Here is a 21,431-nt window from a genome sequence, read left to right on the forward strand (position 1 = left end):
AGTGGCACGGAGTTGGGGGTTCCGGAGGTGGGGATGTCGGAGGCGGTGCACGCGACGGCGCTCTGCGTGGGAGCGGCGGCCTGGCTGATGGTGGCAGACCGGGGCCAGGGGAGCCGGAGGGCAAGGGCGTTGCTGGCCGTTGGGGCTGTCGATTCGCCCCTTGCGGAGCGCTGGGGGAGCGGCTGGAGGCGGCTCCAGATGTGGCTGGGCGGGCGGCGCGAGTTGCTGTGCCTGCCGGTGGCTCTGGTTCTGGGGATCCTCGGTGAGTCGGTGCTGCCGCTGGCCGCTGGGGCGGTCGCGGTGCCGCTGGTGCGCCGATGGCTGCGGAGGAGGGAGTCACGCAAGGACCGGGAGCGCCGGGCCGACGGGGTGGTGACGCTGTGCGGTGCGGTGGTGGGGGAGCTGAGGGCCGGCCGTGAACCGGGGCAGGCGCTACTTGTCGCGGTCCGCGGAACGGGCGTGATGGGCGAGGCCGAGGCGGGGGTTTCGGCCGCGGCGCGGTTCGGAGGCGATGTCCCGGGAGCGCTGGGGCAGGCGGCGTGCGAACCGGGCCTGGACGGGCTCGTCGGAGTGGCCGCCTGCTGGCGGGTGGCGGTGGACGGCGGGGCCGGACTCGCGGCCGGTCTGGACCGGCTGGAGGGCTCGTTGCGGGCCGAGCGGCGTCGCAGGGAGGAACTGCGGGCGCAACTGGCCGGAGCCTGGTCGACGGTCGCGGTGCTGGCTGTGCTGCCCCTGCTGGGCATGGGGCTCGGAGCCGCGCTCGGCGCGGACCCGTTGAAGGTGCTGCTGCACAGTACGGCCGGGCTGGTGTGCCTGGTGCTGGGCGGTCTGCTGGAGGCGGCCGGTCTGCTCTGGTCCGGCCGGATCGTCAGGGCGGGAGAAGCGCTGTGAGCGCCGGGTTCGGTGGCGTCGTCCACCGGGTGTGGGTCGTCGCGGTGGCGGCCTGGTTGTGCACCCAGTTGGTGCTGGCCCTGATCCGTCGGCGGACCGGGCGGCGGGTACGGCGCAGGGGAGCGCTGATTCTGGCGGTGGATGAGCGGTGGCCGGTGCGCCCTCGCGTCGGGATCGGTGCTGTCGGCCGGATGCCTCGGTGGCTCGGCCGACGGGTGGCGGGTGCCACGGCCGGGCAGTGGGCGGTGGCGTTGGGGGTCGTGCCGGCGGGCTGGATTCTGGTGGGCGGCCTGTTGGGCTGGGCCGTCGGCCTGGCGGCGGGGTACGGCGCCTGGCGGTGGCAGCGGGCTCGGGCGGAAAAGGCGCTGTGTGCCCAGGAGACGGTGAGTGCCGCGGAGGTCGTGCGCGGCCTTCCCCTGGCCGCTGACCTGTTGGCGGCCTGCATCTCCGTCGGGGCCGGTCCGCGAGAGGCGGCAGAGGCGGTGGGCGAGTCGCTGGGCGGGCCGGTCGGTGAGCAACTTGCGCGTACGGCGGCGGAGATCCGGCTCGGTGGGGACCCCGCCGTCGCGTGGGGGAGGTTCGGGGAGATACCGGGTGCCGCCGCGCTGGCCCGCTGTCTGGAACGGGCGGCTGAGACCGGCGCACCGGCGGCGGAGCCGGTCTCCAGGCTGGCTGAAGCGATGCGGGCCGAGCGGTCGAGCGCGGCGGTGGCGCGTGCCCAGAGGGCCGGCGTCCTGATCACCGCGCCCGTCGGGCTCTGCTTCCTTCCCGCTTTTCTCCTGGTGGGGGTGGCGCCGGTGGTGATCGGTCTGGCGACAGGGCTACTGAATCACTGAAGCGCCAAAAGAGGCTAATGAGATCAATAGGGAAATTCAGGTAGAAAGCTATCTCGTGGGGGTTGAAATGAAGCAGAAGCTGATGGTTTGGGTGCGGAATCTGATGCGCGCGACCCGGACTGACAGGGGTATGACGACGTCCGAATACGCGGTGGGGACGATCGCCGCCTGTGCGTTCGCTGCGGTGCTCTACAAGGTGGTCACCAGCGCGCCGGTCATGGCGCAGTTGCAGTCACTGCTGAAGGACGCCCTTGATGCGAAGTTCTGAGAGCGGCGCGGCGGTGTTGGCGGGACCTCGGGAGCGGTCCGGGGAGCAATTCGGGCCGGTGGAGCCGTGGAGTGACAGGGGAGCGGTGACGGCGGAGGCCGCCATGGCGATTCCGGTGCTGGTGGTCTTCACCCTCGCTCTGGTGTGGGCCCTGATGGCGGCATCGGCTCAGATCCGGTGCGTGGACGCGGCAAGGGCCGGCGCGCGGGCGGCGGCCCGCTCAGAGCCGGAGGCGAGGGTACGGGAGGCCGCCCTCTCGGCGGCGCCGGACCGGGCGGGGGTCGAGGTGCGGCGGGACGGGGAGCTGTGGCGGGTCAGGGTGACCGCGCCGACCCCGGGCCCCGGGCGGCTGGCCGTCACGCTGGGGGCGGAGGCTGTGGCGTCGGCCGAGGACATGGTGGGGGTGGCGCCGTGAGGCGGGCGGGGCGCCGGTGGGTGCCGGGCGAGTGGCTGCGGGGGCTGTGCGAGCGCTACAGGCGCTGCGGGCGGCGGGACCGGGGGCTGGCCACAGTGTGGGCGGCGGTGGCCACGGTGACGCTGTGCACGGTGTTCGCCGTGGTGCTGGCGCTCGGTCAGGTGGTGGCGGCCCGGCACCGGGCCGGAGGCGCGGCCGACCTGGCGGCCCTGGCAGCCGCGGACCGGGCCCTGGACGGAGCGGCCGAGGCCTGCCGCGCCGCTCGGCAGGTTGCCGGAGCACAGGGGGCGGAAGTGGTGCGGTGCGCCGTGCGGGGGGAGATCGCGGATGTGGCGGCCCGGGTGCGTGTCGGGCCCTACGCACCGGAGGTCAGGTCCCGGGCAGGGCCGGCGACGGCGCCACCTGTGGCTACAGGCCCGTCGGCGGCTCCGGCGGCTCCACCGAGTCCGGCGGCTCCGGCAAATTCCGGGAGACCGGGGAGCCCGGTGGTTTCGGGGAGCTCTGGGGGTCCGACGAGGCCAGTGGTTCCGACAAGTCCGACAAGTCTGGCGGGGCCGACGAGTCCGGCGAGTCCGACGGTTCCGGGGAGGCCGGAGGGGCATGAGGCTCGGGCTGCTCGGTAGGTGCGGATCGGAGGAGCTCGGTGAGCAGGCGCACGGCGCCGCGCTTGTGCAGCGGTTCGTTGCCGTTGCCGCACTTCGGGGACTGGATGCAGGACGGGCAGCCCGCGTCGCACTCGCAGGAGGCGATGGCCTGCCGCGTGGCCGTCAGCCAGTCGTGCGCGGTGTGGAAGGCCCGTTCGGAGAACCCGGCGCCTCCTGGGTGGCCGTCGTAGACGAAGACCGTCGGCAGCAGGGTGTCCGGATGCAGCGGCACGGACACGCCGCCGATGTCCCAGCGGTCGCAGGTGGCGAAGAGCGGCAGCATCCCGATCGACGCGTGCTCGGCGGCGTGCAGCGCGCCGCCGAGGATCTCCGGGTTGATCCGGGCGGCGTCGAGCTGGTCCTGGGTGACCGTCCACCACACGGCGCGAGTACGCAGGGTGCGGGGCGGAAGGTCCAGTTTGGTCTCGCCCAGCACCTCTCCGCTGATCAGTCTGCGGCGCAGGAAGGAGACGACCTGGTTGGTGACCTCCACGGAGCCGTAGCAGAGGCGCCCGTCGCCCCACGGGATCTCGGTGTCGGTCTCCAGGACGGCGATGGCGGTGGTGTCGCGTGCGGTCGTCGAGTACGGCGGGTTCGCCTCCTCGACCAGTGCCGCCGAGTCGTCGAGGTCCAGCTTCCGGACCAGGTAGGTGCGGCCCTGGTGGAGGTGGACGGCGCCCTCGTGGACGGCGGCGTGGGCGGCGGACTCGTCGACGGTGCCCAGCAGTCGTCCGGTGCCCTCCTCGACGATCTGGACGGGGCGGCCGCCCTCGCCCCGGATGTCGGTGAGGTCCGCGGCCCGTTCGCGCCGGGTCCAGTGCCAGCCCGAGGACCGTTTGCGGAGCAGCTTCGCGGCTTCCAGCTGCGGCAGCAGGCCGGTGGCGGCGGGGCCGAAGAGTGCCAGATCGGCCTCGGTGAGGGGTAGCTCCGCGGCGGCGGCGCACAGGTGGGGGGCCAGGACGTACGGGTTGTCCGGATCGAGGACGGTCGACTCCACGGGCTGCTGGAACAGCGCTTCCGGGTGGTGGACGAGGAAGGTGTCCAGCGGATCGTCACGGGCCACCAGAATGGCGAGGGCGCCCTGGCCCGCCCGGCCCGCGCGGCCGGCCTGCTGCCACAGCGAAGCCCGCGTACCCGGGTAGCCCGCTATGACGACGGCGTCCAGGCCGGAGACGTCGATACCGAGTTCGAGGGCCGTCGTGGCGGCCAGGCCGAGCAGCTGACCGGAGTGCAGAGCACGTTCCAGGGCGCGGCGTTCCTCGGGGAGATATCCCCCGCGGTAGGCGGCGACGCGGGCGGGAAGGGAGCGGTCGACCTCCGCGAGGCGTTCCTTGGCGATGACGGAGATGAGCTCGGCGCCACGCCGGGAGCGTACGAAGGCGACCGAGCGCACACCCTGCACGGTCAGGTCGGTGAGCAGGTCCGCGGTCTCCGCCGTGGCGGTCCGGCGCACGGGAGCGCCCTTCTCGCCGTGCAGCTCGGTCAGGGGCGGCTCCCACAGGGCGAAGACCAGTTCGCCGCGCGGGGAGGCGTCATCGGCGACCTCGACGACCCGGAGGCCGGTGAGGCGCCCCGCTGAGGCCGAGGGCTCCGCCGCGGTGGCGGAGGCCAGCAGGAACACGGGATCGGCGCCGTAGCGGGCGCACAGGCGGCGTAGCCGGCGCACCACCTGGGCGACGTGCGAGCCGAAGACACCCCGGTAGGTGTGGCACTCGTCGATGACGACATAGCGCAGGGCGCGGAGGAAGGAGGACCAGCGGGGATGGGACGGGAGTATCCCGCGGTGCAGCATGTCCGGGTTGGTGAGGACGTAGTTGGCGTACTGGCGTACCCATTCGCGTTCCTCGACGGGGGTGTCGCCGTCGTAGACCGCGGGACGGATCCCGTTGCCCAGCGGAGCCGCGAGTTCCTTCACGGAGCGCCTCTGATCGGCGGCCAGAGCCTTGGTGGGGGCGAGGTAGAGAGCGGTCGCACCGCGGCCGTTGGGAGCCTCTGAGCCGTCCAGGAGGGCGCTGAGGACCGGGGCGAGGTAGGCCAGCGACTTGCCGGAGGCGGTACCGGTGGCGATGACGACCGACTCGCCGTCCAGCGCGTGCTCCGCCGCGGCCGCCTGATGGGCCCAGGGACGATCGATTCCGGCCCGCTGGATGGCGGAGATCACTTCTGGACGGATGCGATCGGGCCAGATGGCATGGGTTCCCGTACGCGGGGGCAGGTGCTCCGTATGAGTGATGCGCGCGGCCCGGCCCGCCCCTGCGGCGAGCCGGTCGAGGACCACGTCCGGAGAGGGGCGGAAGCCCTCGCTCTCGGGCGGTCGACTGGGGCGGTGATTCTTGGCCATCGGCACCGAGTGTGTCACTGGCGAGGCGGACAATGGCCCCAAGGCGTCGTGCATGGCAGCTGGTAAGTGATTGAATGCCATCGCGGCTGGCGATCCGTCCCCTGGCTCCGCCGGGGAGACCGAGGGGCGACCGCTCGATAGCAAGGTGCTGGAGGATCCGTGGACCTGTCCTTGTCGACTCGCAATGTGTCCGGCCCTGGTGGCGACCGTACGGTCGTCGAGGTCGGTGGCGAGATTGATGTGTATACCGCGCCCAAGCTGCGCGAGCAGTTGGTCGAGTTGGTGAATGACGGCAGCTACCACTTGGTTGTCGACATGGAAGGCGTCGACTTTCTCGACTCCACCGGCCTCGGCGTGCTCGTGGGCGGCTTGAAGCGCGTGCGGGCCCATGAGGGCTCGTTGCGCCTGGTCTGTAACCAGGAGCGCATTCTCAAGATTTTCAGGATCACCGGTCTCACCAAGGTGTTCCCGATTCACAACACGGTCGACGAGGCCGTCGAGGCGACCGACTGACGGTCGGCTCGCGGCCGGACCGGCTCCAGGGCCGGTCCGGGGTTGGCGGGCGCAGCCGTGGCGGGTGCCGCCGGAAGCTCCGGAGGAAGACCGCCGGGGCGATGGCGGCCGTCTGGGTGCCCTGTCGGCAGCCGATGATTCGGCTGTCCGGCATCGGTACCGACCACGTTCCGGCATCGGTACGAGGTCGGACCGTCACCCGTTCGGCGGTCGTCGGCTGATCTGTTTTGCCGGTCTGTCTGCCGGTCCGGTTGCTGATCGGTCGCTCACGCGATCGGACCAGCCGCCGGTCGGTGGATCAGTGCCGGTTGCCGGATCTGTCGTCGGCTGTCGGATCAGCCGTCAGCCGTCAGCCGTGAGCTGTTCGGGTCGGCCGGCAGTCGTTAGCCGTCAGCAGCCGTCAGCCGTTCGGATCGGCTGTCAGCTGTCAGGCCAGTGGCTGAACTCTGGCCGTCGAGATCTGTCGGGCGGTAGCCCGGTGGATGCCGGCAGCTGCGCCGGTCGGCGGTGAGCCGGAGAGAAGAAGCCAGGAGTGCCGGGCCATCCACCCGGTCCCTGGGTGGACACACGTACGTTCGAGGGGGATCGCATGGCCACCGTTGAACTCCGCTTCAGCGCCCAGCCCGAACACGTCAGAACGGCCCGCCTCGTGGCGGCTGCCGTGGCGCGCCGGGCCGGGGTCGACGAGGCCGTGCTCGACGAGGTCAGGCTCGCCGTGGGAGAGGCCTGCAGCCGCGCTGTCGGGCTGCACCGCAGCCACGGCATCACCGCTCCGGTCACGGTCGTCCTGATCGAGGAGGAGAAGTCCTTCTCCATCGAGGTCGGCGACGAAGTGCCGGGCCCGGGTAGCGACGGTTCCGTGTCCGGCATGTCCGGACGGGGCGGCGCCGTGTCCGGCGTGGGGCCGGATGAGCCGGAGCCCGATCCTGAGGGTGACGGCGAGGACGAGATGGGCCTCGCGGTCATCAGCGGCCTGGTCGACGACGTGGAAGTCAGATCCGGTGCGGACGGCGGAGTCATCCGGATGAGCTGGCCGAAGACCCCGGCGACCGTACTTCCGTGAGACTTCCCTGAAACTTCGCTGAGACTGGCGACCGTGAGGCCCTGAGTGGGGCGCGTCCTGGGGCGGTCCGGCCGGCCCGGTGGCGCGCGAGTTCGCCGTTGATCGCTTTTTCGAGGCCCTGCTGAGCAGGGCCTTTTTCTTTTCCCTTGACCGGTCCTGCTTGATCAGTGATCTACGAACAATGCGCCTGCCCCATTACTGCATTCGGTCCAGTCTGCGAAGGTGATCAATTGTCGTTCGGTGGATAAGGTCAATTACATTTACCGCGCACTGTTTTGATCGTGTTCCGCTACCTACAATCCGTCCACGTCTTGAGCGCTGAGCGTCAAGGAGGACGTATGGCGGGGTTCGGCACCACACCACTGGCAGAACTGACGCAGTTTTCCGCACTTTCCGACCCACCCACCACTCTCGCGGCGGCGGTGCTCACCGATGACAACCGTGTCATCGTGATCGTCGTCGCGGTCGTCGCCATCGCGGCACTGCTGGTCGCCCGGCTGCTGGCCCGCCAGGTGCTGGCGGCCGGTGAGGGCACCGACCGTATGAAGGAGATCGCGGCGGCAGTCCAGGAAGGCGCGAATGCCTATCTGGCCCGGCAGTTGCGAACCGTAGGCATCTTTGCCGTCGTCGTCTTCTTCCTGCTTCTTCTGCTTCCGGCCGACAACTGGTCGCAGCGCGCGGGGCGTTCGGTGTTCTTCCTGGTCGGTTCGCTTTTCTCGGCGGCCACCGGATACATCGGGATGCGGCTCGCCGTACGGAGCAATGTGCGGGTGGCCGCCGCCGCGCGTGAGGCGACTCCCGCGGAAGGCGAACCGGAAAAGGATCTCACCGCTGCTTCGCACAAAGCAATGAAGATCGCATTCCGTACCGGGGGTGTGGTCGGCATGATCACTGTGGGCCTCGGGCTCCTGGGCGCCTCCTGTGTGGTGCTCGGCTACGCCGCGGACGCGCCCAAGGTGCTGGAGGGCTTCGGGCTCGGAGCGGCGCTGATCGCGATGTTCATGAGGGTCGGCGGCGGCATCTTCACCAAGGCGGCCGACGTCGGCGCGGACCTGGTCGGCAAGGTGGAACAGGGCATTCCGGAGGACGATCCGCGCAACGCCGCCACCATCGCGGACAACGTGGGCGACAACGTCGGGGACTGCGCGGGTATGGCGGCCGACCTCTTCGAGTCGTACGCCGTAACACTGGTCGCCGCGCTCATCCTCGGCAAGGCGGCGTTCGGCGACGCGGGGCTGGCCTTCCCGCTCATCGTGCCGGCGATCGGCGTGATCACCGCGATGATTGGCGTCTTCGCGGTCGCGCCGCGCCGCAGCGACCGCAGCGGGATGACCGCCATCAACCGCGGGTTCTTCATCTCGGCGGTGATCTCGCTGGTCCTGGTGGCCGTGGCGGTCTTCGTCTATCTGCCGTCCACGTACGCGGAGCTGGACGGTGTCACCGATGAGTCCATCACCTCGCACGGCGGGGATCCGCGGGTGTTCGCGCTGGTCGCCGTTGCCATCGGCATCGTGCTGGCAGCGCTGATCCAGCAGCTCACGGGCTATTTCACCGAGACCAACCGGCGTCCGGTCAGGGACATCGGCAAATCCTCGCTGACCGGACCGGCCACCGTCGTACTCGCCGGTATCTCCATCGGTCTGGAGTCCGCCGTCTACACCGCGCTGCTGATCGGGCTCGGCGTCTACGGGGCGTTCCTGCTCGGCGGTACGTCGATCATGCTGGCGCTCTTCGCGGTGGCACTGGCCGGTACCGGCCTGCTCACCACCGTCGGGGTCATCGTCGCCATGGACACGTTCGGCCCGGTCTCCGACAACGCCCAGGGCATCGCGGAGATGTCCGGTGATGTCACCGGTGCCGGTGCCCAGGTCCTCACCGACCTGGACGCCGTCGGCAACACCACCAAGGCCATCACCAAGGGCATCGCCATCGCGACCGCCGTTCTGGCGGCGGCCGCGCTCTTCGGCTCCTACCGCGACGCGATCGCCACCGCGGTCGACGACGTCGGAGCCTCGGCCGGGGAGATGGGCCTGAGCCTGGACATCTCGCAGCCCAACAACCTGGTGGGCCTGATCCTGGGCGCCGCGGTCGTCTTCCTCTTCTCCGGCCTGGCCATCAACGCGGTGTCCCGGTCCGCCGGGGCCGTCGTCTACGAGGTGCGGCGGCAGTTCCGCGAACACCCCGGGATCATGGACTACACCGAGAAGCCGGAGTACGGGCGAGTCGTCGACATCTGCACCAAGGACGCGCTGCGCGAGCTGGCCACGCCCGGTCTGCTGGCGGTGCTGGCGCCGATCGCGGTCGGTTTCAGCTTGGGGGTCGGGGCGCTCGGCTCGTATCTCGCCGGGGCGATCGGCACCGGGACGCTGATGGCCGTCTTCCTCGCCAACTCCGGCGGTGCGTGGGACAACGCCAAGAAGCTCGTCGAGGACGGTCACCACGGTGGCAAGGGGAGCGACGCCCATGCCGCGACGGTCATCGGTGACACGGTCGGTGACCCGTTCAAGGACACGGCCGGCCCTGCGATCAACCCCTTGCTCAAGGTGATGAACCTGGTGGCGCTGCTCATCGCGCCCGCGGTGGTGAAGTTCAGCTACGGCGAGGACGCGAACGCCGGGGTGCGCGCGGTGGTCGCGGTGCTCGCCATCGTCGTCATCATCGGTGCGGTCTACGTCTCCAAGCGGCGCGGGATCGCCGTGGGGGACGACGGCGACTCCGGTGGCGAGGGCGGCGGCAGCTCGGCCCGGCCGACCGATCCGGCGGCCGTTCAGTGAGCCGGCCGCCGGAGGGCGGCCGCGTCAACGGTGCTGCGGGCGGTCGGAGCAGGTAGCCGACGCACGGTCAGGAAGCGGACGGGCGGGGCATACTGATGCTCCGCCCGTCCGCGGTTGACAGGGTGCTTGTTCGATCAGACGTTCCCGTGCGTCGGGGCCGAGTGGGTGAGTTGTATCTCCCTCATTCCGCTTGGTGCAAATGGCTGCAAAAGCTCACCCATCGGACTCCGGGCGCCCAAATGCCGGGCGTTCGACGTGTAAGTTCCGGGGCCGAGAGCCTTGGAAGGGACCAATCCGGTGAACAAGAAGCTTGCGGCCGCGCTGTCCGGCGGTGCGGTACTGGTACTTACGCTGTCGGGCTGCAGCGACGACAGCGACAACAAGGTGAACGACTGGGCCAAGAAGGTCTGTGACCAGGTCCAGCCCCAGCTGCAGAAGATCGCGAACGCCAACGCCTCCATCCAGCAGCAGACCGCCGACAACAGCAAGCCCGCCGATGTCCAGAAGACCGACTCGGCCGCCTTCCAGCAGATCTCCCAGGCTTACAAGGCGCTGGGCTCGGCGGTCGACTCGGCGGGACCGCCGCCGGTCGACGACGGCGAGACCACGCAGAAGGAAGCCGTGAAGGAGCTCAACGCCTCCTCCGTGGCCTACGCGGATCTGCAGAAGAAGGTCGATGACCTCAACACGAAGGATCAGGCGAAGTTCGCCGACGGCCTCAAGGGCATCGCTGACGAGCTGAACAAGATCAGCACCAACGGTGACCAGGCGCTGAAGAAGCTGCAGTCCGGCGAGGTCGGCAGCGCGATGGCCAAGCAGAAGGGCTGCCAGAAGCCGACGGCCCCCGCATCGCCGTCGGCCGGCACCTCGAAGTCGGCTTCGCCCTCGAAGGACTCGAAGAACTCCGAGGACGCGAAGGACGTGAAGGACTCGAAGGACGCGCAGGACTCGAAGGACGCTAAGGACGCGTCTTCTTCCGCCTCGTCCAGCGACAAGTCGTAACCGGACGGGCTCCCGGCACGGCCGCCCGCACCACCCGGACGAGCAGCTGTACGACCCCCGGCCGGGGGTCGTACGAGCGGCCCGTTGGCCCGATGGGCCAACGGGCCGCTGCCGTTGTCAGTGGGAGCCGTCACAATGGGTCACGTGAGTAAGACCAGCCTTCCCGCACCCGACCATGCGACCCGGCTTCGCGAAGCCCTGCTCGCCGCCGCCTTCACCGCCGACGGGCTCCTCGACCTGCTCGGCGCACCCGCCTACGCCGCGCTCGCGCGCAGCGAGACCGTCCCGGCGCTGCGTGCCACCCGGGGGGACGCGCCGCTCGACACGCTCGTGCGGCTCTTCCTCCTCCAGCGCCCGGTCCCCGCCGGGCGGGCGGCCGCCGTGCTGCCGCTGCCGGAATGCGTGGCGGACGGCTGGCTGACCGAGTCGGACGGCGAGGTGCGCGCGTCCGTCGACGTACGCCCCTACGGCGGACCGGACGGTCAGGACTGGTTCATCGTCTCCGACCTGGGCTGCGCCGTCGGCGGCGCGGGCGGCATCGGCTCGCACGAGGAGGGCGTCGTCCTCGGCATCGGCGGCGCCTCCACCACTCTCGCCGGCATCACCGTCCGCAGGCCCGTCGCCACCGCCCTCGACATCGGCACGGGCTCCGGCATCCAGGCACTGCACGCCTCGCAGCACGCCACCCGGGTCACCGCCACCGACCTCAATCCGCGCGCCCTCGGCTTCACCCGGCTCACCCTCGCCCTGTCCGGCGCGGCCCCGGCCGATCTGCGCGAGGGCTCCCTCTACGAACCGGTCGCCGGGGAGACGTACGACCTGATCGTCTCCAACCCGCCCTTCGTCATCTCGCCCGGCGCCCGGCTCACTTACCGCGACGGCGGCATGGCGGGTGACGACCTGTGCCGGACCCTGGTGCAGCAGACCGCTGAGCGGCTGAACGAGGGCGGGTACGCCCATTTCCTGGCCAACTGGCAGCACACGGAGGACGAGGAGTGGCAGGACCGGCTGCGCTCCTGGGTGCCGCACGGCTGTGACGCCTGGGTCGTTCAGCGCGAGGTCCAGGACGTCACGCAGTACGCGGAGCTGTGGCTGCGTGACAGCGGTGACCACCGCACGGAGCCGGCGGAGTACGCGGCACGCTACGACGCCTGGCTGGACGAGTTCGAGGCCAGTGGGACCAAGGGTGTCGGGTTCGGCTGGATCACGCTGCGGAAGTCCGCCGCGGCGGACGCCGGAGACGCGTCGATCGTGATCGAGGAGTGGCCGCACGCGGTGGAGCAGCCGCTCGGTCCGGCCATCGAGGCGCACTTCGCCCGTCAAGACTATCTGCGGAAGCAGGACGACGCGGCGCTGCTGACCGGCCACTTCACCCTGGCGGCCGAGGTGGTGCAGGAGCAGGTCGGGCTGCCGGGCGCGGAGGACCCCGAGCACGTGGTGCTCCGTCAGAACCGCGGTATGCGGCGAGCGACGAAGGTCGACGCGGTGGGAGCGGGGTTCGCCGGTGTGTGCGACGGATCGCTGCCGGCGGGCCGGATCCTTGACGCCATCGCCCAGCTGATGAACGAGGACCCGGTGCTGCTGCGCGACCGCACCCCGCAGGCCATCCGGCTGCTGGTCGAGGAGGGCTTCCTGGAGCCGGTGCCCTCGGCGGGGCGGACGGCCGGATGATCCGGATCGAGCTGGGCGAGCCCTCGCACGACGCGACGCGGATCGCGATCAGTCCGCTGTGGGACGCCTTCCGCGGCCTCCGTCTCGTGATGCCGCACCGCGCCTCTCCCGGCCGTACCGGAAATGGGCGGTGCGCGCCCGGGAGGCGCTGAGGGAGGCGCTGAGGGAGGGAGGACGGACCGGACGCACGCGCTGCTGCTGCCCATCTCCGGCTGCCCATCTCTGACACGGCCCGGGTGCTGGGGCACGACGCGGCGCGGCGTCAGGCCCCGTCGCCGTACGGCGCGGGGTCGGATACGTCTTCGACGGCGACCGGTGGCGGCGAGGGGCCAGCGCCGCACCATCGCTGATCTGCGGTCCGGCGGCACGACCGTACTGCCGACGACGCGCTACATGGCCGATCCCGATCCCGATCCCGATCTCGATGAATCGTGGAACGCGGAGCGGAGCCGCGCGCTCAGGTGCGCGCGGCGCTTCACGGAGCCTCGGTCGGACGGGGCGTCACGGTGCCCGGGTCGGACGGGGCGTCACACGTGAACCCACTCCGGGGCGTCGTCTCACACGGGATGACGGGCCTGCTGCTCACGGCCACGTTCGTGCTGCCGGGCGCTCTGCGCTGGACGACGCCCCTGACGTTCATCGGCACCTGCTGCTCGGTCCGCTGCCGCACATCTGCTGTTCTTCGTCTTCCTGGAGCGTCAGAGCCAGGCCGGAACCGGCTCCGCTCTGGTTCGGCCGCACGCTGTCCGTCGTCCTGAACAGCCTTCTCATCAGCGCCTCCACGCTCACCGCCGCCTGCCTGCTGCTCGGTCTGCGGATTCCGGTTGGCGCTATTGCCGGGCCGGCCGCCGGTCTGCTCGCCGCCGCGGTGGAGCACCGCGCCTTCGGTCTCGGGCTCGGGGCGCTGGGGCTGCGCTTCCGCGATGTCTTCCTGATCTCGAACGTGGCGACTTCCGCGCTCCTGCCGCTGACCGGTGTGAACGTCCCGAGGAAGGGTCTTCCGGAGTGGATGCGTGCCGTCGGAGCCGTACTACCGCTGACCAGCGCGGCAGGAGCGGCACGTCAGTTGTCCGCAGGCGCCGGTCCCGATGTGCGGGCTCTCGCTGCCGGGCTCGGGGCGCGGGTGCCGGATACGGGCTGCTCGCCGTCGCGCCGCCGGCGGTGTTCGAACGTGGGGGCAGGCGGCGGGCGACCCTCGATGTGAGCTGAGTACAGCCCGGTTCCGCTGTTCACCCGGGGTTCGCGTCGTCGACGCTCCGTGGTGCGAGCCTCGCCCGAAACGGCGCGGTACGACTGCGGGCACCTCCGCCCCCGGTCCGCCCCGGTCCGCGCCGGGGACAGAGAGGCGTACGGGTATGGAGAGCGGACCTGCGGTCTTCGCCGGAACGGCGTTCGCGCTGTTCGGTGCCGCGCTGCTGCTGTGGACGGGGGCGCGCGTACTGCATCGCGCGCCGGTGGCGTACCGGGTGAGCCCCCTTGCCTCGACCGTACTCGCCACTGTGTTCGGCGTAGTTTTCCTCGTCCTCGGGGTGTGGTGCTTCACACGCGTCTGAATGCGGACCCGCACGTGCGTCTGGACGCACTCTCGTGCGTTTCCCGACGTGTGTCCGAACCCGCCGCGAAACACTCACCGGGCGGAGCGGCCCCGGAGCCGCCCCGTCGTCGGCCCCTCGCCGGCCCGGAACACGCCCGGACCGCGCGCACCCCGCCGCCGGTACGCGCGGTGCGGCCACAGCGCCGCCGAAACCCGCAGGCAGCAGCCCCGCGCACGGCGGACTGAGCGGGCCGGGCGGCAGGAAAGGCGGAAGTCGGGTTACCGTTCGAGTGGCCGTTGCGGGCTTTTGCCGTTTGACACGGGGGCGGGTTGTACCGTCACACTCCGCAGCGACAGCACTGTCGGCAGCGCGATCGCGCTGCCCTGTTGCCCACCGAGCGTCGACCGGAGAGAAGAGCGAAGTTGTCCCCGACCAGCGAGACCGCACAGGGCGGCCGCCGACTCGTCATCGTCGAGTCGCCTGCCAAGGCGAAGACGATCAAGGGCTATCTCGGCCCCGGATACGTCGTCGAGGCGAGCGTCGGGCACATCCGCGACCTCCCGAACGGCGCGGCGGAGGTGCCGGACGAGTACACCGGCGAGGTGCGTCGGCTCGGCGTGGACGTCGAGAACGACTTCCAGCCCATCTACGTCGTCAATGCCGATAAGAAGGCCCAGGTCAGGAAGCTCAAGCAGCTGCTGGCCGAATCGGACGAACTCTTCCTCGCCACCGATGAGGACCGCGAGGGCGAAGCCATCGCGTGGCACCTGCAGGAAGTCCTCAAGCCCAAGGTCCCGGTCCACCGGATGGTCTTCCACGAGATCACCAAGGACGCGATCCGGGCCGCCGTCGCCAACCCGCGCGAGCTGAACCAGCGCATGGTCGACGCCCAGGAGACCCGCCGCATCCTCGACCGCCTCTACGGCTACGAGGTCTCGCCGGTCCTGTGGAAGAAGGTCATGCCGCGCCTGTCGGCGGGCCGTGTCCAGTCCGTCGCCACCCGCCTCGTCGTCGAGCGGGAGCGTGAGCGCATCGCCTTCCGCTCCGCCGAGTACTGGGATCTGACCGGTACGTTCGCCACCGGCCGCAGCGGTGACGCCACCGACCCCTCGACGCTCACCGCCCGCCTCAGCGCGGTCGACGGGCGTCGCATCGCCCAGGGCCGTGACTTCGGTCCGGACGGTCAGCTGAAGTCCGCCTCCGGCCAGACGCTGCACCTGGACGAGACGAACGCCCGCGCCCTGGCCGCCGCGCTCGCCGACTCCTCGTTCGCCGTCCGGTCCGTCGAGTCGAAGCCGTACCGCCGCTCCCCGTACGCCCCCTTCCGCACGACGACCCTCCAGCAGGAGGCGAGCCGGAAGCTGGGCTTCGGGGCCAAGGCCACCATGCAGGTCGCGCAGAAGCTGTACGAGAACGGCTTCATCACCTATATGCGTACCGACTCCACGACCCTCTCGGATACCGCGATCTCCGCGGCCCGTGCCCAGGTCACGCAGTTGTACGGCGCCAATTACCTGCCGGACAAGCCGCGCACGTACGCCGGCAAGGTCAAGAACGCGCAGGAGGCGCACGAGGCGATCCGCCCCTCCGGCGACCGCTTCCGCACCCCTGCCGAGACCGGCCTCACCGGCGACCAGTTCCGGCTCTACGAGCTGATCTGGAAGCGGACCGTCGCCTCCCAGATGAAGGACGCGGTCGGTAACTCCGTCACCGTCAAGATCGGCGGCCGGGCGAGCGACGGCCGCGACGCCGAGTTCTCCGCGTCCGGCAAGACGATCACCTTCCACGGATTCATGAAGGCGTATGTCGAAGGCGCCGACGACCCGAACGCCGAGCTGGACGACCGCGAGCGCCGGCTGCCGCAGGTCGCCGAGGGCGACGCGCTGTCCGCCGACGAGCTCTCGGTCGACGGCCACGCGACGAAGCCGCCGGCCCGGTACACCGAGGCCTCGCTGGTCAAGGAGCTGGAAGAGCGCGAGATCGGCCGCCCCTCGACGTACGCGTCGATCATCGGCACGATCCTCGACCGCGGGTACGTGTTCAAGAAGGGCACGGCGCTCGTCCCGTCGTTCCTCTCGTTCGCCGTGGTCAACCTGCTGGAGAAGCACTTCGGCCGGCTCGTCGACTACGACTTCACCGCCCGCATGGAGGACGACCTCGACCGCATCGCCCGCGGTGAGGCCCAGTCCGTGCCGTGGCTGAAGCGCTTCTACTTCGGTGCGCAGCCCGGTGACGACACGGCCGGTGCCGGAAAGGCGTCCGACGCGGGCAACGGCGACGGCGACCACCTCGGCGGGCTCAAGGAGCTCGTCACCGACCTCGGCGCGATCGACGCCCGGGAGATCTCCTCGTTCCCCGTCGGCAACGACATCAAGCTCCGGGTCGGCCGCTACGGCCCGTACATCGAGCGCGGCGAGAAGGACTCCGAGGGCCACCAGCGCGCGGACGTCCCCGAGGACCTGGCGCCCGACGAGCTGTCCGTCGAGTACGCGGAGGAGCTGCTGGCCAAGCCGAGCGGCGACTTCGAGCTCGGTGCGGACCCGGTCAGCGGGAACCAGATCATCGCCAAGGACGGGCGCTACGGGCCGTACGTCACCGAGGTGCTGCCCGAGGGCACACCGAAGACCGGCAAGAACGCGGTGAAGCCGCGGACGGCTTCGTTGTTCAAGTCGATGTCGCTGGACACGGTGACGCTGGCCGACGCGCTGAAGCTGATGTCGCTGCCGCGCGTCGTCGGTGAGGACGCGGAGGGCGTCGAGATCACCGCGCAGAACGGCCGCTACGGCCCGTACCTCAAGAAGGGCACGGACTCGCGGTCGCTGACCTCCGAGGACCAGCTCTTCGACATCACCCTCGAAGAGGCCCTGGCGATCTACGCCCAGCCCAAGCAGCGCGGCCGGGCCGCGGCCAAGCCGCCGCTGAAGGAACTGGGCACGGACCCGGTGAGCGGTGCTCCGGTCGTGGTGAAGGACGGGCGCTTCGGCGCGTACGTCACCGATGGTGAGACGAACGCGACGCTGCGGTCCGACGACAGCGTCGAGGAGATCACGCCGGAGCGCGGCTACGAGCTGCTCGCGGAGAAGCGGGCCAAGGGGCCGGCCAAGAAGAAGACGGCGAAGAAGGCACCGGCCAAGAAGTCGGCCGCGAAGAAGGCGCCGGCGAAGAAGGCGACTTCGACTGCGGCGAAGAAGACCGCGGCCAAGAAGACGACTTCGACTGCGGCGAAGAAGACCGCGGCCAAGAAGACGACTTCGACTGCGGCGAAGAAGACGACTGCGAAGAAGACGACTGCGGCGGCGAAGAAGTCCGCGTCTGCGTCTGCGTCGTCGTCGACGGACGAGTGACCTCGCGGAGTTTCTGAACGCCGGGCGGGCTGGAGATGTTTCTCCAGCCCGCCCGGCGTTGTTCTGCGGGTGAGGTGCAGGCCGCGGGGTGGTGTGCCTGCGGCGGGCCTTGTCCCCTCCCCGCCCCTTCCCGTAACCGGGGCTCCGCCCCGGACCCCGCTCCTCAAACGCCGGAGGGGCTGGAAGTGGGGCTGGGGCTGGGGCTGGGGCCGGGGCCGGGCAGGGGTGGAGAGCGGGGCGGAGGCGGTGGTGTGGCGGTGAGGGGGGCGGGGGTCTGGCGGTGAGGGGAGCGGGGGTCTGGCGGTGGGGGAAGTGGTGGGTGGGAAGTCGGGGCCGGTAGTGAGGGCCGGGCGGGAAGGCTGGAAGTCGGAGCGGGAAGTGAGGGCCGGGAGGGAAGGCTGGACGTCGGAGCGGGAAGTGAGGGCCGGGGGGGAAGGCTGGACGTCGGGGGTGAGGGCTGGAAGCCGGGGGAAGCGGGGGCTGGAAAGTGGGGGGAAGTTGTGGGGAAGGGCGGTGGAACGGGCTGGGGTGGGTGTCCGGTGGTCGTATGTTCGGACGCGGCCCCCGGTCACCGGTTCGCTCCCGATAGGCTGGGCGGATGACGCGAGCCGAGCAGCCAACGGTCGTGAGCCCCACCTCCGACACACTTGCCGCAGACTCACGCGAGCGCGCCGTACGAGCCCTGTTGCGCATCCCCCCGCTCAAGCGGTTGTGGAGCGCCCAGCTCGTCGGTGGTACCGGCGATGCACTCGCCCTTCTCGTGCTGGTGTTGCTGTCGCTGCAAGCGGCGGTCCTTGAGGGCTCATTCGGATCCGGATACCGCGGGGCGGCCTTTGCCGTCGCCGCCGTGTTCGGTGCCCGGATTATTTCCACCTTGCTCTTCGGAGCCGTACTCCTGGGGCCGTTGACGACCCTGACGGCGCCGGGCGGGCCGATCGACCGGCGGTGGCTGATGATCGGGGCGGACGGGCTGCGGCTCGCGCTGCTGGTCGTCGCGCCGCTGTGGATCGACTGGACGCCCGACCGGGCGCTCATGATGATCCTGATCACCGTCTTCGTCACCGGCATCGGCGAACGCCTGTGGCGCATCGCCAAGGAGAGCGCCGCTCCCGCCCTGCTGCCCGCCCCACCCATCGAGGGCGCCGCCGTGCGCCCGCTGCCGGACCACCTCGAACCGCTGCGCCGGCTCTTCCTGCGCACCGACTTCGCCGCCGTCCCCGCCGCCGCGGCCGTGCTGCTGGTGGCCACGCTGATCGGGAACCTGCTGGGCTCTGGCCTGGACTGGTTCTCCTTCCATCAGGCGGCCCTCGGCTCGTACGTCGCGGCCGGGCTGTTCTCCGCCTCCATCTCCATCGTGTACTTCCTGGAACTGCCCGGTACCCCCACGCCCCGGCCGCGCTCCCCGCTCGAAGGGCTGCGCCGGCCGTCCACCGGCCAGGGGCCGGACAAGGGCCGCACCGGCGCGATGCCGCTGATCGTCGGGACCTGCGCCGCCGTCGCCGGAGCCATCGCGGCCGCGGGCGCTGTCGCCGTACTGCACGCCACCGACCTGGGCGGCGGCCCCGTCACCCTCGCGCTGCTGGTCCTCGCCCTCACCGGCGGTACGGGCGCCGGTATCCGCACGGCCGGCAAGGTGCTGCCGGCGCTGTCGCGGCGACGGCTGCTCTCCCTGGCCACCGCCGTCACCGGCGTCGCGCTGCTGGCCATGGGCCTGGTCCCGGACACGGCGACCGTCGTCCTGATCGCCGTGCTCGCCGGATACGCGGCGGGCGTCGCCGCGAACACCGGCCATATCCTCGTCGACCAGGAGACCGAGGACTCCCGCCGGGTCCGGACCACCGAACACCTCCAGGCCGTCGTCCGGGTGCTGATCGCGCTCGGCGCGGTCGGCGGCCCGCTGGTCGCCGCCGCCATAGACACGCACCGGCTGACAGCCGGGGACTTCGTCTTCGCGCACGGTGGCGCGGCGTTCACCCTGATGCTGATCGGCGCCCTGCTGCTGCCGGTCGCCGCGATCGTCCTCGCGAAGACGGACGACCGGTCCGGAGTGCCGCTGCGCCGTGATCTGCGCGAGGCGCTGCGCGGCGGCGATCCGGCCGTCGCACCCGCCGCGACCGGCTTCTTCCTCGCCCTGGAGGGCGGCGACGGAGCCGGCAAGTCCACTCAGGTCGAGGCGCTCGCCGAGTGGATCCGGGCCAAGGGCCACGAGGTCGTCGTCACCCGGGAGCCCGGCGCCACCCCCGTCGGCAAGCGGCTGCGGTCGATCCTGCTGGACGTGTCCTCCGCCGGGCTCTCCAACCGCGCGGAGGCCCTGCTCTACGCCGCCGACCGCGCCGAGCACGTCGACTCCGTCGTGCGCCCGGCCCTCGATCGCGGCGCGATCGTCATCTCCGACCGCTACATCGACTCGTCGGTCGCCTACCAGGGCGCGGGCCGCGATCTCGCGCCGACCGAGATCGCCAGGATCTCGCGCTGGGCGACGAGCGGGCTCGTACCGCATCTGACGGTGCTCCTGGACGTCGATCCGGAGACCGCGCGTGAACGGTTCACCGAGGCGCCCGACCGGCTGGAGTCCGAGCCGCCCGAGTTCCACGCTCGGGTGCGGTCCGGCTTCCTGACGCTGGCCGCGGCCGACCCGACGCGCTACCTGGTGGTGGACGCCGGCCAGCAGCCGGAGTCGATCACCTCCGTCGTACGGCACCGGCTCGACCAGCTCCTTCCGCTCTCCGAGGCCGAGATCAAGGCCCTGGAGGAGGCGCGCAAGGCTGCCGAGGAGGAGGCCAGGCGCCTCGCCGAGGAAGAGGCCGCGCGCAAGGCGGAGGAGGAGCGCCTGGAGCGTGAGCGGCAGGAGCAGCTCGCCCGGCTCCGTGCCGAGGAGGAGGAGCGCAAGCGCCAGGAGCTGGAGGAAGCGCGCCGCCGCGAGGCTGAGCGCCAGGCCGAGGAGGCCCGGCAGCGCGCCGAGGAGGCCCGCCGGATCGCGGAGGAGGAGCGGGCCCGGCTGGAGGCCGAGGAAGCGGCCCGCGAGGCCGAGCAGGCGCGACTGCGCAAGCAGGCCGAGGAGGAGGCGCGGCTGCGCAAGGAGGCGGAGGCGCTGCGCCTTGAGAAGCAGCGCAAGGCCGAGGAGTCGCTGCTGAGGGCAGAGGCGGCACGCCGCCAGGCCGAGGCCGAGTCGGCCGCCGCGGCCGAGACCGCGCGTGCGGAGGCCGCCGCGGCGGAGGCGGAAGCCGCGGAGGCGGCTGCGCGGGCTTCCCGGGAGCGTCAGGAGTCCCAGGAGCGTCGGGAGTCCCAGGAACATCGGGAGTCCCAGGAACATCGGGAGTCCCGCTCGTCCCAGGGGTCCGGGTCGTCCCGGGCGTCCGGGTCGTCCGTGCCGGACAACGAGCTGACGGTGCCGACTCCGATCGTCAACCCGAACGAGGTCACCCAGCCGGTTCCCTCCCCGGTGGATCCGTCGTCCGGTTCCACCCGTTCCGGTTCCGGTTCCCGGTCGCGGTCCTCGTCCGACACCTGGCCCTCCGACGAGGCCGAGACGACGATGATCCCGAAGTTCACGGACCGGGACGAGTCCTCCGGTGGCCGGGACGCGGCGGGCTCGATGGACGAGACGACGGTGCTCCCGCCGGTACGGGACACGGGCCGCGGGTCCGCGCGGGACGCCGATCCGGCCGACCGGGTACCGAGGGGCTTTTTCCGGGACGAGCACCCGGAGGGCTCCGTACCGGAGCGCGAGAACGAGCGCACCCGCGAGCTCCCGCAGATCACCGACCCGAACGCGCCCCAGCAGCCGGCCCCGGACCAGCAGGAGCGCTCCGGCCGGGCGTCCCGGCCCCGCCCGGACTGGGCGGAGGAGACCCCGCTGGACGATCTGCCGACGCTGGCGGACGAACTGCTCGGCGACCACGACGACGAGGGCCCCGCCCCCCGGGGCCGTGGCCGGCGCCCGCGCCGCTGATCCGGTATGCGATCGGGTACCTGACCCGCCGGTACGTGACCCGCCGGTACGTGATCCGGTACTGATCCGGTCGTACGGGAGCCCCGGATGTCCGGGGCTCCCGTGCTTCCGGGGCTCCTCCGTCCCGGGCGTGTGGCGGGGTTGTCAGACCCGTCCCTCACAATGGGAAGCCGGATCGACGC

14 protein-coding genes and 1 pseudogene are annotated in these 21,431 nt (G+C 71.2%); 14 read left to right on the forward strand and 1 reads right to left on the reverse strand.

Features of this window, described 5'->3' with window-relative positions; translation table 11 throughout:
• Positions 1-33: 33 nt before the first annotated feature.
• From ACIP89_RS20880 to ACIP89_RS20900, 5 genes and pseudogenes are all read left to right on the forward strand, one after another.
• The gene (locus tag ACIP89_RS20880; protein ID WP_402116163.1) at positions 34-891 is read left to right on the forward strand and encodes a type II secretion system F family protein; all 858 of its coding nucleotides are present in this window, start codon (positions 34-36) and stop codon (positions 889-891) included.
• Positions 888-1,727 (forward strand): type II secretion system F family protein, encoded by an 840-nt coding sequence (locus ACIP89_RS20885; RefSeq protein ID WP_402116078.1) that lies wholly within the window; start codon positions 888-890, stop codon positions 1,725-1,727. The genes ACIP89_RS20880 and ACIP89_RS20885 overlap by 4 nt, the downstream gene beginning before the upstream one ends.
• Positions 1,728-1,794: 67 nt before the next feature.
• Positions 1,795-1,995, forward strand: a complete 201-nt coding sequence (locus ACIP89_RS20890) for a DUF4244 domain-containing protein (protein ID WP_401933293.1) — start codon at positions 1,795-1,797, stop codon at positions 1,993-1,995.
• Positions 1,996-2,080: 85 nt separating this feature from the next.
• Positions 2,081-2,410: a TadE family type IV pilus minor pilin gene (locus ACIP89_RS20895; RefSeq protein WP_401924235.1), complete on the forward strand. Its 330-nt coding sequence runs from the start codon at positions 2,081-2,083 to the stop codon at positions 2,408-2,410.
• Positions 2,411-2,505: 95 nt separating this feature from the next.
• Positions 2,506-2,748, forward strand: a pseudogene (locus ACIP89_RS20900) (Rv3654c family TadE-like protein); the annotation flags it as partial.
• Positions 2,749-2,818: 70 nt separating this feature from the next.
• Here ACIP89_RS20900 and ACIP89_RS20905 read toward each other — a convergent pair.
• On the reverse strand, positions 2,819-5,476 hold the full coding sequence (locus ACIP89_RS20905; protein ID WP_402116079.1) for a DEAD/DEAH box helicase: 2,658 nt from the start codon (positions 5,474-5,476) through the stop codon (positions 2,819-2,821).
• A 78-nt stretch (positions 5,477-5,554) separates the two neighbouring features.
• Between ACIP89_RS20905 and ACIP89_RS20910 the strand changes: the two genes are divergently transcribed.
• The 9 genes from ACIP89_RS20910 to tmk all read left to right on the forward strand — a co-directional run bounded on the left by ACIP89_RS20910 (position 5,555) and on the right by tmk (position 21,249).
• On the forward strand, positions 5,555-5,908 hold the full coding sequence (locus tag ACIP89_RS20910; protein ID WP_024493792.1) for an STAS domain-containing protein: 354 nt from the start codon (positions 5,555-5,557) through the stop codon (positions 5,906-5,908).
• 589 nt (positions 5,909-6,497) lie between these two features.
• Positions 6,498-6,971 (forward strand): ATP-binding protein, encoded by a 474-nt coding sequence (locus ACIP89_RS20915; protein WP_401924229.1) that lies wholly within the window; start codon positions 6,498-6,500, stop codon positions 6,969-6,971.
• 338 nt (positions 6,972-7,309) lie between these two features.
• Entirely contained in the window at positions 7,310-9,745 is a 2,436-nt protein-coding gene (locus tag ACIP89_RS20920) for a sodium-translocating pyrophosphatase (protein WP_402116081.1), read from the forward strand.
• Between the two features lie 297 nt (positions 9,746-10,042).
• Positions 10,043-10,747: a small secreted protein gene (locus ACIP89_RS20925; RefSeq protein ID WP_401933281.1), complete on the forward strand. Its 705-nt coding sequence runs from the start codon at positions 10,043-10,045 to the stop codon at positions 10,745-10,747.
• A 135-nt stretch (positions 10,748-10,882) separates the two neighbouring features.
• Complete coding sequence (locus tag ACIP89_RS20930; RefSeq protein ID WP_402116083.1) at positions 10,883-12,418, forward strand: methyltransferase; 1,536 nt, start codon at positions 10,883-10,885, stop codon at positions 12,416-12,418.
• 424 nt (positions 12,419-12,842) lie between these two features.
• The gene (locus ACIP89_RS20935; protein WP_402116085.1) at positions 12,843-13,622 is read left to right on the forward strand and encodes an ABC transporter permease; all 780 of its coding nucleotides are present in this window, start codon (positions 12,843-12,845) and stop codon (positions 13,620-13,622) included.
• A 151-nt stretch (positions 13,623-13,773) separates the two neighbouring features.
• A complete protein-coding gene (locus ACIP89_RS20940; protein WP_401924219.1) occupies positions 13,774-13,971 on the forward strand; it encodes a hypothetical protein in 198 nt (65 codons plus the stop codon).
• 404 nt (positions 13,972-14,375) lie between these two features.
• Positions 14,376-17,297: a type I DNA topoisomerase gene (gene topA / locus ACIP89_RS20945; RefSeq protein WP_402116087.1), complete on the forward strand. Its 2,922-nt coding sequence runs from the start codon at positions 14,376-14,378 to the stop codon at positions 17,295-17,297.
• Positions 17,298-17,895: 598 nt separating this feature from the next.
• Positions 17,896-21,249 (forward strand): dTMP kinase, encoded by a 3,354-nt coding sequence (gene tmk, locus ACIP89_RS20950; RefSeq protein WP_402116089.1) that lies wholly within the window; start codon positions 17,896-17,898, stop codon positions 21,247-21,249.
• Positions 21,250-21,431 lie beyond the last annotated feature (182 nt).

This window comes from Streptomyces sp. NPDC088730 (assembly GCF_044751215.1).
Taxonomy (GTDB): domain Bacteria; phylum Actinomycetota; class Actinomycetes; order Streptomycetales; family Streptomycetaceae; genus Streptomyces.